This window comes from Plantactinospora sp. BB1, from assembly GCF_003030385.1.
Classification (GTDB): Bacteria; Actinomycetota; Actinomycetes; order Mycobacteriales; family Micromonosporaceae; genus Plantactinospora.
This window is the reverse complement of record NZ_CP028159.1, coordinates 5,183,589-5,196,361: the sequence shown is the minus strand read 5'-3', so window position 1 is coordinate 5,196,361 and position 12,773 is coordinate 5,183,589. Positions and strand designations below refer to the sequence as shown.

The 12,773-nt window shown below is 73.4% G+C and carries 9 protein-coding genes; 7 read left to right on the top strand and 2 right to left on the bottom strand.

The annotated features are described in order from the left end of the window. Positions 1-38: 38 nt before the first annotated feature. From C6W10_RS22630 to C6W10_RS22620, 3 genes are all read left to right on the top strand, one after another. Positions 39-1,091, top strand: a complete 1,053-nt coding sequence (locus C6W10_RS22630) for a lactonase family protein (protein WP_107260292.1) — start codon at positions 39-41, stop codon at positions 1,089-1,091. A 240-nt stretch (positions 1,092-1,331) separates the two neighbouring features. Further along, positions 1,332-3,044: a substrate-binding domain-containing protein gene (locus C6W10_RS22625; RefSeq protein ID WP_234358924.1), complete on the top strand. Its 1,713-nt coding sequence runs from the start codon at positions 1,332-1,334 to the stop codon at positions 3,042-3,044. 267 nt (positions 3,045-3,311) lie between these two features. After that, positions 3,312-4,796 carry a sugar transferase gene (locus tag C6W10_RS22620; protein ID WP_369936805.1) on the top strand — a complete coding sequence of 495 codons (1,485 nt, stop codon included), beginning with the start codon at positions 3,312-3,314 and terminating at the stop codon, positions 4,794-4,796. A 31-nt stretch (positions 4,797-4,827) separates the two neighbouring features. Here the strand turns inward: C6W10_RS22620 and C6W10_RS22615 are convergent, their stop codons facing one another. Next, entirely contained in the window at positions 4,828-5,952 is a 1,125-nt protein-coding gene (locus tag C6W10_RS22615; protein ID WP_107260287.1) for a PP2C family protein-serine/threonine phosphatase, read from the bottom strand. 116 nt (positions 5,953-6,068) lie between these two features. Between C6W10_RS22615 and C6W10_RS22610 the strand changes: the two genes are divergently transcribed. Beyond that, a complete protein-coding gene (locus C6W10_RS22610) occupies positions 6,069-6,545 on the top strand; it encodes a MarR family winged helix-turn-helix transcriptional regulator (protein WP_107260285.1) in 477 nt (158 codons plus the stop codon). A gap of 425 nt (positions 6,546-6,970) precedes the next feature. On the opposite strand, the gene C6W10_RS22600 is transcribed toward C6W10_RS22610, so the two are convergent. Next, complete coding sequence (locus C6W10_RS22600) at positions 6,971-8,245, bottom strand: ROK family protein (RefSeq protein ID WP_234361385.1); 1,275 nt, start codon at positions 8,243-8,245, stop codon at positions 6,971-6,973. A gap of 133 nt (positions 8,246-8,378) precedes the next feature. Here C6W10_RS22600 and xylA point away from each other — a divergent pair, with 133 nt between their 5' ends. From xylA to C6W10_RS37475, 3 genes are all read left to right on the top strand, one after another. Next, the gene (gene xylA, locus C6W10_RS22595; RefSeq protein WP_107260281.1) at positions 8,379-9,566 is read left to right on the top strand and encodes a xylose isomerase; all 1,188 of its coding nucleotides are present in this window, start codon (positions 8,379-8,381) and stop codon (positions 9,564-9,566) included. Between the two features lie 104 nt (positions 9,567-9,670). Next, positions 9,671-11,086 carry a xylulokinase gene (gene xylB / locus C6W10_RS22590; RefSeq protein WP_107260279.1) on the top strand — a complete coding sequence of 472 codons (1,416 nt, stop codon included), beginning with the start codon at positions 9,671-9,673 and terminating at the stop codon, positions 11,084-11,086. A gap of 145 nt (positions 11,087-11,231) precedes the next feature. After that, positions 11,232-12,689, top strand: coding sequence for a hypothetical protein (locus C6W10_RS37475; protein ID WP_159104718.1), 1,458 nt, complete (start codon positions 11,232-11,234; stop codon positions 12,687-12,689). Positions 12,690-12,773 lie beyond the last annotated feature (84 nt).

Below are 12,773 nucleotides of genomic sequence, written 5' to 3'. Positions count from 1 at the left end.
GTGCGACCCGGGGCGGTCGGCCGGGAACGGAGCGAGGCATGTCGAGCGGTGCCGAGATCGTCTACATCGGCTGCTACACGGCGCAGAGCGGGGGACGGGGCACCGGCATCGTCGCCGCCCGCCGGGACGCCCGGACCGGCGGGCTCGACCCGCTCGGCGTGGTGGCCGGTACGCCGTCGCCGTCGTTCCTGGCCCGGCATCCCCGGCTACCCGTGCTCTACGCCGTCAACGAGCTGCCGGAGGGCACGGTCAGCGCCTGGACGATCCACCCCGACGGCGCGCTGACCCCGCTCGGGGTCCGCTCCACCGGCGGCGCCGAGCCCTGCCACCTCGCCGTCGACCCGGGCGGGGAGTTCCTCTTCGTGGCGAACTACGGCAGCGGCAGTGTCGCCGTACTCCCGCTCGACCCGACCGGGGCGCCCGGTGACCGGACCGACCTGGTCCGGCACGACGGCGCCGGACCGGTACCGGAGCGCCAGGCCGGGCCGCACGCGCACATGGTCTCGCCCGACCCGGCCGGCACCGGCCTGCTCGCGGTCGACCTCGGCACCGACACGCTCTACCGGTACGACCGGGACCCGCAGGGGCGGCTGCACGCCACCGCCCGGTACCCGACCCGCCCCGGCACCGGTCCCCGGCACCTGGCCCGGCACCCGGACGGTCGGCGCTGCTACCTCGCCGGCGAGCTGGACGCCTCGGTCACCGCGTACGCCTCGGACGGCACCGACCGGCTGGTCGAGCGGGGGCGGGTCGAGGCCAGCCGGCGCCCGGGTCACGTCCAGCCCTCGGAGATCGCGGTCGGCCCGGACGGCCGGTTCCTCTACCTGGCCAACCGGGGTGTCGGCACGGTGAGCGTCTTCGCGCTCGACGACGCGCTGCCCCGCCACCTGGCGGAGGTCCCCGGCGGCGGGGAATGGCCCCGGCACCTGGCGCTGCTCGGCGGGCACCTCTACGTCGCGCAGGAGCGGGCCGACGCGGTGCTGGTCTTCGCGGTGGACCCCGACTCCGGGATTCCGGCCGCCTCGCCCACCGAGGTGGCGGTGCCGAGTCCGACGTGCGTACTCGGGGCCGGGTCCTTAATTCTTGGATAAATATCCATAAGATCTTTTTGGCGGGTGGTGGGCCGATGGCGCCCTGTTGGGCGGCATTCTCGACGTTCCGGGGCCGGCCGACTACCTGAAGTGAACGATCTTCGGAAAGTCTGTGCTGCCTCGGTAACATTCCACCGTTCGCCCCTGGCACGACTTCGCAGAAGCCCTCAAGATGGTCAGGTGCCCGGCCGCCATCGCATGCGTAGAAGTATCCGAGGGGCGGGCGCCATCGCCAGCGCGATGGCGCTCGTCCTCGTCGCGGTGGGAGGGTGGTATGGCTATCAGCAGTGGGCGAGTTCCGACTGCTCCGGAGAGCTGACCCTCACCGTCGCCGCGGCGCCGGAGATCGCTCCGGCCATCGAGAAGACCGCTGCCGACCTGAGCACCGACGAGGTCGAGGTCGACGGTCTCTGCGTCGCCGTCCAGGTCACCGCCAGCGAGTCCGTGGACGTGGCCGCTGCCGTCGCCGGGCAGCACGGCGTGTCGCTCTCCGAGGTCGGACAACCCGGCGGCAGCACCACGCTGCCCAACGTCTGGCTTCCCGACTCCTCCACCTGGCTGCTGCGGCTGCGTCAGCAGGCACCCGCGTTCGCGCCGCAGAACAACGCCTCGGTGGCGCGCAGCCCCGTGGTGGTGGCCATGCCGGAGCCGCTGGCCACCACCGTCGGCTGGCCGGAGAAGAAGCTCGGCTGGAAGGACCTGCTCGGCAGGATCACCAGCGGACCGCAGCTCAAGACCGGCCTCGTCGAGCCGAGCCGGGACGCCGCCGGACTCTCCGGGCTGCTCTCGCTGGCCACCGCCGCCCAGTCCGGCGGCGGGGCGCAGGCCCAGCAGAAGACCACGGCCGCCCTGCGGGCCCTGGCCACCGGCGCCTCGGCGGTCCGCGAGGAGCTGATCGCCCGGTTCCCCCAGGCGACCGACCAGACGTCGATCGCCCGAGGACTGGGCGCCGCGGCACTCTCCGAAGAGGACGTCATCGAGTTCAACGCCAAGAAGCCGCCGGTTCCGCTCGCCGCCCTCTATCTGGAGCCCGCGCCGATCTCGCTCGACTACCCGTACGCGGTGATGCCCGGCACCGAACCGGCCAAGGCGGCGGCCGCCGAGAAGCTCTTCGCCGCGCTCGACAGCGGAGCCTTCCGCCAGCAGTTGGCCGGGCAGGGGCTCCGGGCACCGGACGGCACCTGGGCCGACGGCTTCGCGCCGCCCCGGGGCGCGCCGAGCCCCGCCGGCACCCAGCCGGCGCCGACCACCCCGGCACCCAACCCCGGCGGCACGGCCGGCGGCGGCGACGGCGCGACCATCGAGCGGGTGCTTTCGAGCTGGGCCGTCGCCACCCAGTCCGGTCGGATGCTGGCGATCATCGACATCTCCGGCTCGATGGCCGAGAAGGTGCCGACCGCCAACAACGCCACCCGGATGCAGGTGACCCTGGAGGCGGCCAAGCGCGGCCTGGCGCTCTTCGACGACTCCTGGGCACTCGGCCTCTGGGTCTTCTCCACCGAGTTGAACGGCTCCCGCGACTACCGTTCGCTGGTGCCGATCGGCCCGATGTCCGCCCAGCGGGAGCAGTTGGAGAGCAAGCTCGCCGGGATCACCCCCAAGCGGCTCGGCAACACCGGCCTCTTCGACACGATCCTCGCCGGCTACAAGGCGGTGCAGGAGGACTGGCAACCCGGCCGGGTCAACTCGGTGGTGATGCTCACCGACGGGAAGAACGAGGACGAGGACGGGGTCAGCCAGTCGCAACTGCTCGCCGAGCTGAAGCGGATCAACGACCCGGACCGCCCGGTCCAGGTGATCATCATCGGCATCGGTGCCGAGGTCAGCAAGGCCGAACTGGACTCGATCCCCAAGGTGACCGGCGGGGCCGCCTTCGTCACCGAGGACCCGGCCAAGATCGGCGACATCTTCCTCCAGGCGATCGCCGCCCGCAAGGAGTCCGCTCCGCGCTGACGCCGGCTCCGCTCGACCACGCCCGCCGTACCCGGCCAGTGCCGGTACGGCGGGCGTCGCGCTTCTCCGGCCGACGACATCACCGGCCGACAGACATCACCGGCCCGAGAACGTGAGCAGCCGGAGCACCACCGAGGCAAACAAATGACAGTAATCTGTCGGAAGCTCTCAGTGATGCCCCCGGTAGGTGAAGATGTCGAGGTGCCTCGGGGCCGCTCTGCCAGGGCGAGTGGCTGACCGGGTGTCCCCTGGAGCGAGGGAGGGCCGGTGACGTCGGCGACACTGCTGAGCCCCACCACGATGCCTCCGGAGCCCACCTCGGGGGCATCCGCCTCGTCATCCCGGACACGTCAGCGCGGCTACATCCGCGCGCTGCTGGCCCTCGACACCGTCATCCTGGTGCTCGCGGTGATCGGTGGCTACTTCGCCCGGTTCGGCGGCGACGAGCCGCGCGGCTCCGACATCCCGTACGTGATCGTCGGGCCGGCCCTGGTGGTCGCCTGGCTGGTCTCGCTCAGGGCGCTGCGCTGCTACGACCACCGGGTGCTCGGCTACGGCGCCGACGAGTACCGCCGGGTCACCTCGGCCAGCCTGCGGCTCGCCGGGGGAGTCGCGATCGCCGGCTACCTCGCCGACGTCGGGGTCTCCCGGGGATTCCTCGGCATCTCGTTCGCGGTCGGCACCGTCGGGCTGGTGATCGCCCGGTTCGCCGCCCGGAAACGACTGCACTGGTCCCGGTCCCGGGGGGCCGGCTGGTCCCGGCGGGTGCTGGCGGTCGGCGACACCGCACACGTACTCGAACTGGTGCACACGCTGCGCCGCGAGCCGTACGCCGGCTACCAGGTGGTCGGCGCCTGCATCCCGGACGCGCTGCTCGCGCCGGTGCCGCAGCGCCTCGGTGACGTGCCGGTGCTCGGCTCGTTCCGGGCGATCGTCGACGCCGCCGCGGCGATCAACGCCGACACGGTCGCGGTGACCGCCTCCAACGAACTGACCGCCACCCGGCTGCGTCGGCTCGGCTGGCAGCTGGAGGGCACCGGCGTGGACCTGGTGCTGGCCCCGGCGCTGACCGACGTCGCCGGGCCGCGGATCCACACCCAGCCGGTCGCCGGGCTGCCGCTCATCCACGTCGAGGCGCCGGAGTTCCGGGGCGCCCGGAAGGTCGTCAAGGCCTTCGTGGACCGGGCACTGGCCGCCACGGCGCTCGCGGTCGCCCTGCCGCTGCTCGCCCTCATCGCCCTCGCCATCAAGCTGGACAGCCGGGGGCCGGTGATCTTCCGGCAGATCCGGGTCGGCCAGGGCGGCCGGGAGTTCGGGGTGTACAAGTTCCGGACCATGGTGGTGAACGCGGACGCGCTCCTGGCCGAGCTGGCCACCAAGAACGAGACCGACGGCCTGATGTTCAAGATGCGGGTCGACCCGCGGGTCACCCGGGTCGGCCGGATCCTGCGCAAGTGGTCCCTCGACGAGCTGCCGCAGCTCGCGAACGTGCTGTTCGGGCACATGAGCCTGGTCGGGCCGCGCCCGCCGCTGCCGTCCGAGGTGGCCCGCTACGACGGTGACGTCGCCCGCCGGCTGCTGGTGAAGCCGGGCATGACCGGCCTCTGGCAGATCAGCGGCCGCTCCGACCTGAGCTGGGAGGACGGCATCCGGCTGGACCTGTACTACGTGGAGAACTGGTCGCTCGCCGCCGACCTGACCATCCTGTGGAAGACCTTCGGGGCGGTGGTCCGGACCCGGGGCGCCTACTGACCCCGGGTCCGGTACCTCCCCGCCCCCGGGGTCAGCCGCCGTACCAGTCCAGGCAGACCACCACGGCGTCGTCCACCAGATCGCTGCCGACGTACGCCCGCAGGTCGCCGAGGAGCGACCGTACCGCCTCCAGCGGTGCCATCGACCTGGTCCGCCGCACGGACCGGTAGAGCGCGGTGTCGCCGTACCGGCCGGAGCGGGAGGTCGCGTCGAGGACGCCGTCGCTGACCACGAAGAGCCGGTCACCGGGCGTCAACTGGAAACGCTGCGACTGGTAGATGGTGCCGTCGAACATGCCGAGCGGGAACTGGTCGTCCAGCGGCTGGTCGAGCACCTCGCCCTCGCGCAGCACCAGCAGCCGGGGCGAGCCGGCATCCACCGCGGTCACCGCCCCGGTGCGCAGGTCCAGCTCCAGCAGGAGCGCGGAGAGGTGCTGGATGCCCTGGTGGTAGGCGTAGATCGCCTGGTCGGCCAGGGCGGCCTGGTCGGCGAGTTCGAGACCGGCCCGACGGGCGTTGCGCAGCGCGTTGGTGCCGAGGCAGGTGAGCATCGAGGCGCTGACTCCCTCGCCCATCCCGTTCATCGTGGAGAGCCAGAGCCGCTGGCCGTCGTCGGCCCAGTCGAAGCTGTCGCCGCGCACCGCGTACGCCGGTTCGAGTTGGCCGGCGAGGCTGAACGAGGGACGGATCCGGCTCCGGCCGGGGAGCAGCTCCCACTGCATCTCGGCGGCGAGGGTGAGCCGGCGGGTCCGGGCGCCGACCACGTACTTGTCGGTGCCGGGCCGTACCGTGACCAGCTCGTGCGCCAGCCCGGTCGCCACCTGCGCCAACTCGTCGTGCCGCTGCGGATCCTCCGGTGCCGGGGTGAGCCGGAGTACGCCGAGCCGGTCGCCGCGCATCGTGACCGGGAGATGGAGCGTCCCGTTCTCCAGCACCGGGGTCTGGTGGTCGAAGCACCGCCAGGCCGGGGTGGCGGCCCCGACCACCGGGTCGCCACCGTGCAGCGGCACCAGGGCGGCGAGCCGGTAGTCGACCTGGAGCAGTTCCGTCTCCGTCGTCCCGTACGCCCGGTTCAGCTCGGCGCCGAGCCGCTCGATGACGAGGTCCGCCGGAGCCTCGGCCAGGGTACGGCGGATCTCGGCCAACCTGCCGGTCATCTGCGCCCCGCCGCTTTCGGGGCGGTCCGGAGGTACGGTTCCGGATGATCCGGATGGGCTGAGCCGGAACGCACCGGTGCGGTCGACTGTGTGACGGCGGTAGGGTCAGGATCACCATGGCTGAATCCGGCGGTCCTGGCGGACCGGATCCGACCCTCGCCACCGCGGTGGACACCGCCGCGGCGGCGCTGTTGTCGGTCTGGGACGCGGCCCGGGAGCAGACGAACGGGCGCCTCTCCAGCTCCCAGTTGCGGGCGCTGATGGTGGTCGAGCAGTTCGACGGGATCAACCTCCGGGGCCTGGCCGGGATCCTCGGCATGCTGCTCTCCTCGGCGAGCCGGCTCTGCGACCGGCTCGTCGCGGCCGGGCTGCTGGAGCGGGAGCCGGGCCGGGCGGATCGCCGGGAGATCTCCCTGCACCTCACCACGGTCGGTCAGAAGCTGCTGGCCGAGATCCGCGCCGACCGCCGGGAGCGGCTGGCCGAGACGCTCGCCGGGATGAGCCCGGCCGGCCGGCAGGCGCTGCTGCGTGGGCTCGTCGAGTTCGACCAGGCGTTCCGGGCGAACGTGGAGCCGACCGAACGGTCGGCCTGAGCGGGCCGCCGGCCGCCCGTCGGCGCGGCCCGGACGCCGGGCCGCGGGGAGACCCTCAGCCCGTCCTCCGGGTCGTCGAGGTGTGCGCATCAGCGCTGGCACTCCTGTCGGCGCAGAAGAACCTTCTCGCCCCCTTTGGTCCGTGCGGCCCGCAGGTGGAGGTCGGGCGCGTGCGTCGCGCCGTACAGGTCGAGAAGGTCCGATGGTTGATGATCGGAATAGTTGTCCAGGGGCAACAATAGCGACCAGACGCTCGGCCCCGCCGCCACGGTCGCCCTGGTTGCCGTGGCCGATTCCATGGTGCCCCGGCGGGACCGGCCAGGCGGGGCGGAACGGGCGGCGAGCGCCGGTCGGGCAGGCATCCGGCGCGCCAGCGGCGGCAGTTCCGGCCCGATCGATGCCGGGCGCCACCCGGGCCGCCCGGGCTACCGGGCGGTGCGGCCGAGCCACCGGGCGGGCTGTTCCAGCACGGTACGGACGACCGAGCCGGCGGCGCCGAGGGCGGCCGCGTCCCCGCCGAGCAGCGCGGCCCGGACGGTCACCGGTGACCAGGCGGCGGTCAGCACCCGGCGGCGGATCTCGCCCTCGACGGTCGGGGCCAGCCAGCGGGCCAGCGGCGCGTAGACGCCACCGAGCACCACCGTGTCCACGTCCAGCAGGTTGATCACCCCTGCCACGGCGACCCCGAGCGAGGTCGCCGCCTCCACCAGGGCCCGGCTCGCGGCCGGATCCTCCCGGGTGGCCGCCTCGACCAGCCGGGCGACCGCCGCACCCGGGGCCGGTGCCGGTCGACCCCGGGCCGGGTGGGCTCCGGCGGGTGGGTCGGTGAGGCGGGCGGCGGCGAGGATGGCCTCCTGGCCGGCGTACTGCTCCAGGCAGCCGCGACCGCCGCACCGGCAGGGCAGCCCCTCGGGGTGTACCGGCACGTGGCCGAGCTCGCCGCTCCAGCCCCGGGCGCCCCGGAACAGGGTGCCGTTCAGCACGATCCCGGCGCCGATGCCGACCTCGCCGGAGATGTAGATGAAGTTGCCGGACTCGGGCGGGCCGGCGTGCAGCTCGCCGAGCGCGGCGAGGTTGGCCTCGTTCTCCACCCCCAGTCCGCGCCCGCCCAGCGCCGGATGGCCGCCGAGCAGCGCCGGCACGTCCACGTCCCGCCAGCCGAGGTTCGGGGCGAGCCGGACCAGCCCGGTGGCGGTGACCAGGCCGGGCACCGCGAGCGCCGTACCGGCCAGGGTCAGGTCCTGCCGGTCCGCCTCGGCTGCCGCCTCGGTGATCAGTTCGCCGGCCAGCCCCAGGGCCTCGGCGGGAGGCACCGGCCGGAGGTCGACCCGGCGGACCGCTCGGTGTCGTACCGTCCCGGCGAGGTCGACCAGGACGGCGGCCAGGTAGTCGACGTTGATCTCCAGACCCAGGCCGGCGGGGCCGTGCCCGGCGAGCGTGAGGCCGACGGCGGGCCGACCGGCGCCGGACCGGGGGGTCGGGGCGACCTCGGTGAGCAGCCGTCCGGTGATCAGGTCGTCGACCAGCGCGGAGACGGTGGCCCGGGTCAGGCCGGTGGCGGTGGCCAGGTCGGCCCGGGACGGCGGGCGACCGGCGGTGGCGATCTGCCGCAGCACCAGGGCCAGGTTGTGTTCGCGCAGGCTCGCCTGGCGGACGGCGGTCACCGCCGCGCCGACCGGCACTGCCGCGGGTTGCGCCACGGTATTGACAATGCCATACCACGGCCAAATAATTCAACCGATAAACAAATCGGCCGGGTTGCCGGGGAGTCACCCCGGGGTTACGCACCCGCGCCCCACCTCAACGTCGAGTCGGTTCCCCTGGAGGTCAGCCATGGCAGCCCAACCAACCCCTGCCGACAAGTTCTCCTTCGGTCTCTGGACCGTGGGCTGGCCGGCCCGCGATCCCTTCGGGGACGCCACCCGGGAGGCCCTCGACCCGGTCGAGGCGGTCAACCGGCTCGCCGAGCTGGGCGCGTACGGGATCACCTTCCACGACGACGACCTGGTCCCGTTCGGCTCCGACGACGCCGCCCGCGACCAGCACATCTCCCGGTTCCGCAAGGCGCTGGAGGAGACCGGACTGGTGGTGCCGATGGTCACCACCAACCTCTTCACCCACCCGATCTTCAAGGACGGCGGCTTCACCAGCAACGACCGGGACGTACGCCGCTACGCGCTGCGCAAGGTGCTGCGCAACATCGACCTCGCCGCCGAGCTGGGCGCGGAGACCTTCGTGATGTGGGGCGGCCGGGAAGGCGCGGAGTACGACGCCGCCAAGGACATCCGGGCGGCGCTGGACCGCTACCGCGAGGCGGTCAACCTGCTCGGCCAGTACGTCATCGACCGGGGCTACGGGCTGAAGTTCGCGATCGAGCCGAAGCCGAACGAGCCGCGCGGCGACATCCTGCTGCCGACGGTCGGGCACGCGCTCGCCTTCATCAACGAGCTGGAGCACCCGGAGCTGGTCGGGCTGAACCCCGAGGTCGGGCACGAGCAGATGGCCGGGCTCAACTTCATGCACGGGATCGCGCAGGCGCTCTGGGCCGGCAAGCTGTTCCACATCGACCTGAACGGGCAGCGCGGGATCAAGTACGACCAGGATCTCGTCTTCGGGCACGGCGACCTGCTGAACGCCTTCGCCCTGGTGGACCTGCTGGAGAACGGTGGGCCGCAGGGCGGGCCGGCGTACACCGGGCCCCGGCACTTCGACTACAAGCCGTCGCGTACCGAGGACTTCACCGGGGTGTGGGCCTCGGCGGCGGCGAACATGCGGACGTACCTGCTGCTCAAGGAGCGGGCGGCGGCGTTCCGGGCCGACCCGGAGGTGCAGGAGGCGCTGGCCGCCAGCAAGGTGGCGGAACTGTCGACGCCGACGCTCAACCCGGGTGAGACGTACTCGGACCTGCTGGCGGACCGGAGCGCGTTCGAGGACCTCGACGTGGACGCGGTGGCGGCCCGTGGCTTCGGGTTCGTGCGGTTGAACCAGCTTGCGGTGGAGCATCTGCTCGGGGCTCGCTGAGTCTTCCCTGACCTGGTCGGGGTGCGTGGCCAGGGTCGCGCATCCCGACCGACCGTTGTGCTGATCTGCGACAACCGTCCGTGAGCCCAGAAGGAGGGCGTGAGATGGCGCTCGTTGCCGGGGTCGACTCGTCGACCCAGTCGTGCAAGGTGGTGATCCGGGACGCCGAAACCGGGGCGCTGGTCCGCAGCGGCCGGGCGGCGCATCCGGACGGGACCGAGGTCGACCCCGGGGCCTGGTGGGACGCGTTGGGGTCGGCGATCACCGAGGCCGGTGGGCTGGACGACGTGGCGGCGGTCGCCGTCGCCGGCCAGCAGCACGGGATGGTCTGCCTCGACGAGGCGGGCGAGGTGGTCCGGCCCGCGCTGCTCTGGAACGACACCCGGTCGGCGGGGGCGGCGGAGGAGCTGGTCGAGGAGCTCGGCGATGGCGAGGCCGGGCGGCGGGCCTGGGCGGAGGCGGTCGGCAGCGTGCCGGTGGCGAGCTTCACCGTCACCAAGCTGCGCTGGCTGGCCCGGCACGAGCCGGAGAACGCGGCGCGGGTCGCCGCGGTCTGCCTGCCGCACGACTGGCTCACCTGGCGGCTCGGCGGTGCGACCGGGCTGGACGCGCTGCGTACCGACCGGGGGGACGCGAGCGGGACAGGATACTGGTCACCGGCGACCGGTGAGTACCGGATCGACCTGCTGGAGCGGGCGCTCGGGCGGGCGGTGGCGGTGCCGACCGTGCTGGGGCCGGCCGAGGTGGCCGGGCGGTTGCCGAGCGGCGCACTCCTGGGGCCGGGGACCGGGGACAACGCCTCCGCCGCGTTCGGGGTGGGCGCGGTCGCCGGGGACGTGGTCGTCTCCATCGGTACCTCCGGAACGGTGTTCAGCGTCGCGGACACCCCGGCGGCGGACTCGTCCGGCACGGTGGCCGGGTTCGCGGACGCCACCGGACGGTTCCTGCCGCTGGTCTGCACGCTGAACGCGGCCCGGGTGCTGGACGCGGCGGCGGCGATGCTGGGGGTCGGGCTCGACGAGCTGGCCAAGCTGGCGTTGAGCACGCCGGCCGGCGCGGACGGGCTGGTGATGGTCCCCTACCTGGAGGGCGAGCGGACGCCGAACCGGCCGCTGGCGACCGGGGCGGTGCACGGGCTGACCCTGCGCACCTCGACGCCGGGGCATCTGGCCCGGGCCGCCGTCGAGGGCATGCTCTGCGCGCTGGCGGACGGGTTGGACGCGCTGCTCGCCGAGGGCGCGACGGCGAACCGGATCATCCTGGTCGGTGGCGGGGCCCGCTCCGAGGCGGTACGCCGGATCGCGCCCGAGGTCTTCGGCTGTCCGGTCCTGGTGCCGGAGCCCGGCGAGTACGTCGCCGACGGAGCGGCCCGGCAGGCCGCCTGGGTCGTCCAGGGTGGAGCGGAGCCGCCCGCCTGGTCGGCCGGCGAGTCCCGGGAGTACGTCGGCGCCGGCGTCCCCCGCATCCGTGAGCAGTACGCCCGCGCCCGTGACCTGATCCTGGACCGGCCGACGACCTGACCAACCGCCGCGCGCCTTCCGCCCGGCCGACCCACGGTCCTACAGGCATCCAAGATTGCCTATAGGACCGTGGGTCGATGTTTGGCACACTGCCTGTGGCCGGAGTTCCGGCCCGACCGGGTGGGTGAGGCTGGGGGGACTGTCGATGGAGGCGCCGGCGGTCGGCGAGGTGCGGGAGGAATCCGGGGCGCGGGCGGAGTCCGCGGAGCCGTCGGACGGGTCGGAGCCGGACCGGGAGCGGTCGGAGTCGACGGTGCCGCCGGGTCGGTCCCGGGCGCGGATCGCCGCGCTGCTGGAGTGGCTGCTGCTCGGCGGCGGGATGCTGCTGCTGGCGGTCTATCCCCGGCCGCCGATGATGGGGGACGGGCTGGTCCGCTATCAGGCGCTGCTCCAGCTGCTGGAGCAGCGGCAGATGCCGGAGATGGCGTACTCGTTGATCGGGCCGCTCTTCGCCACTCCGCTCTGGGTGATCGGCCGCTGGTACGGCGACCCGCAGCCGGTGCTGGCGCAGTACAACCTGCTGCTCTTCGGGTTCGCGCTGGTGGCGGTGCACCTGTTGCTGCGCGACCGGATGGATCGCCGGCTGCTCCGGCGGTTCCTGCTGCTGCTGGTCGCCGGGAGCATGGCCGCCGCACACGTGCAGGACTTCTACGGCGAGATGTTCACGGCGACGACGGTCGGGGTGGGGCTGCTCGCCGCGACGCTGCCCGGGACGGGCCGTACGACCCGGCTGGCCGGTTGGACCGGAGTGGTGCTCGGGGTCGCCAACACCCCCGCCTCGGTGGTGGCGCTCGGTCTCGTCGTCGGGCTGCTCTGCCTGCGGGAGCGGCGGCTGCGCTACCTGCTGGTGCTGCTGGCGGCCGGGCTGCTGGTCGCCGGGGAGGCGTGGCTGCGCTTCGGCGACCCGCTGCACCGGGCGTACGCGAACAACGGCGGCGGGCAGACCGTGATGCCGTACTCGGGCGAGCCGGGTTTCTCCTACCCGCTGCTGCTCGGGCTGGCGGCGATCCTCTTCTCGTTCGGCAAGGGGTTGCTCTGGTTCACCCCGGGACTGTTCCTGCCGGTGCGGCGGTGGCTGCCGGAGCGGGCCGGTCGGGACGTCGCCGGGGTCTGGCTGCTGTGGCTGGTCTTCGTGGCCGGGCTGGTGCTGGTCTACGCCTCCTGGTGGGCCTGGTACGGCGGCCTGTACTGGGGGCCGAGGTTCTTCCTGCTCGCCATCCTGCCGGCCAGCCTGGCGCTCGCCGTACGGCTGGGGGCGGCCGAGGCGGGACCCTGGGCGAACCTGGCCACCCTGGCCGCCGTGCTGCTCTCGGTCTGGGGTGCCGCCAACAGCCTGGTCTACGGGCAGCTCTGGCCGTGGACCTGCTACGACAACAACTACTACCTGGAGTCGCTCTGCCACTTCACCCCGGAGTTCAGCCCACTGTGGTATCCGCTGGTGGCGCAGCCGGCGCTGACCGGGTTGCAGCGGGTCGCGCTCGCCGGCCACGCCGTGCTGCTGCTCTGGCTGGTCGGGCCGGTGCTCGCCCGGCTCGCCCGGCAGGCGGGTGCGGCGCTGCGGTCCGGCCGGTCGGCCTGGTCGCCGCGGAACTGGGGCTGGTAGCGCTGACGCCGCCGGCTGCGGACCCGTCGGCGGTAGGCCGGCCGGCGCGCCCGGGGGAGCCGGTCCATACACGGTGGGTAGTCG

Excerpts from the sequence above, each read along its gene's own strand:
- C6W10_RS22630 (WP_107260292.1), top strand. The coding sequence starts at position 39 with ATGTCGAGCGGTGCCGAGATCGTCTACATCGGCTGCTACACGGCGCAG.
- C6W10_RS22625 (WP_234358924.1), top strand. The coding sequence starts at position 1,332 with ATGGCGCTCGTCCTCGTCGCGGTGGGAGGGTGGTATGGCTATCAGCAG.
- C6W10_RS22615 (WP_107260287.1), bottom strand. The coding sequence starts at position 5,952 with ATGACCGGCAGGTTGGCCGAGATCCGCCGTACCCTGGCCGAGGCTCCG.
- C6W10_RS22610 (WP_107260285.1), top strand. The coding sequence starts at position 6,069 with ATGGCTGAATCCGGCGGTCCTGGCGGACCGGATCCGACCCTCGCCACC.
- xylA (WP_107260281.1), top strand. The coding sequence starts at position 8,379 with ATGGCAGCCCAACCAACCCCTGCCGACAAGTTCTCCTTCGGTCTCTGG.
- xylB (WP_107260279.1), top strand. The coding sequence starts at position 9,671 with ATGGCGCTCGTTGCCGGGGTCGACTCGTCGACCCAGTCGTGCAAGGTG.
- C6W10_RS37475 (WP_159104718.1), top strand. The coding sequence starts at position 11,232 with ATGGAGGCGCCGGCGGTCGGCGAGGTGCGGGAGGAATCCGGGGCGCGG.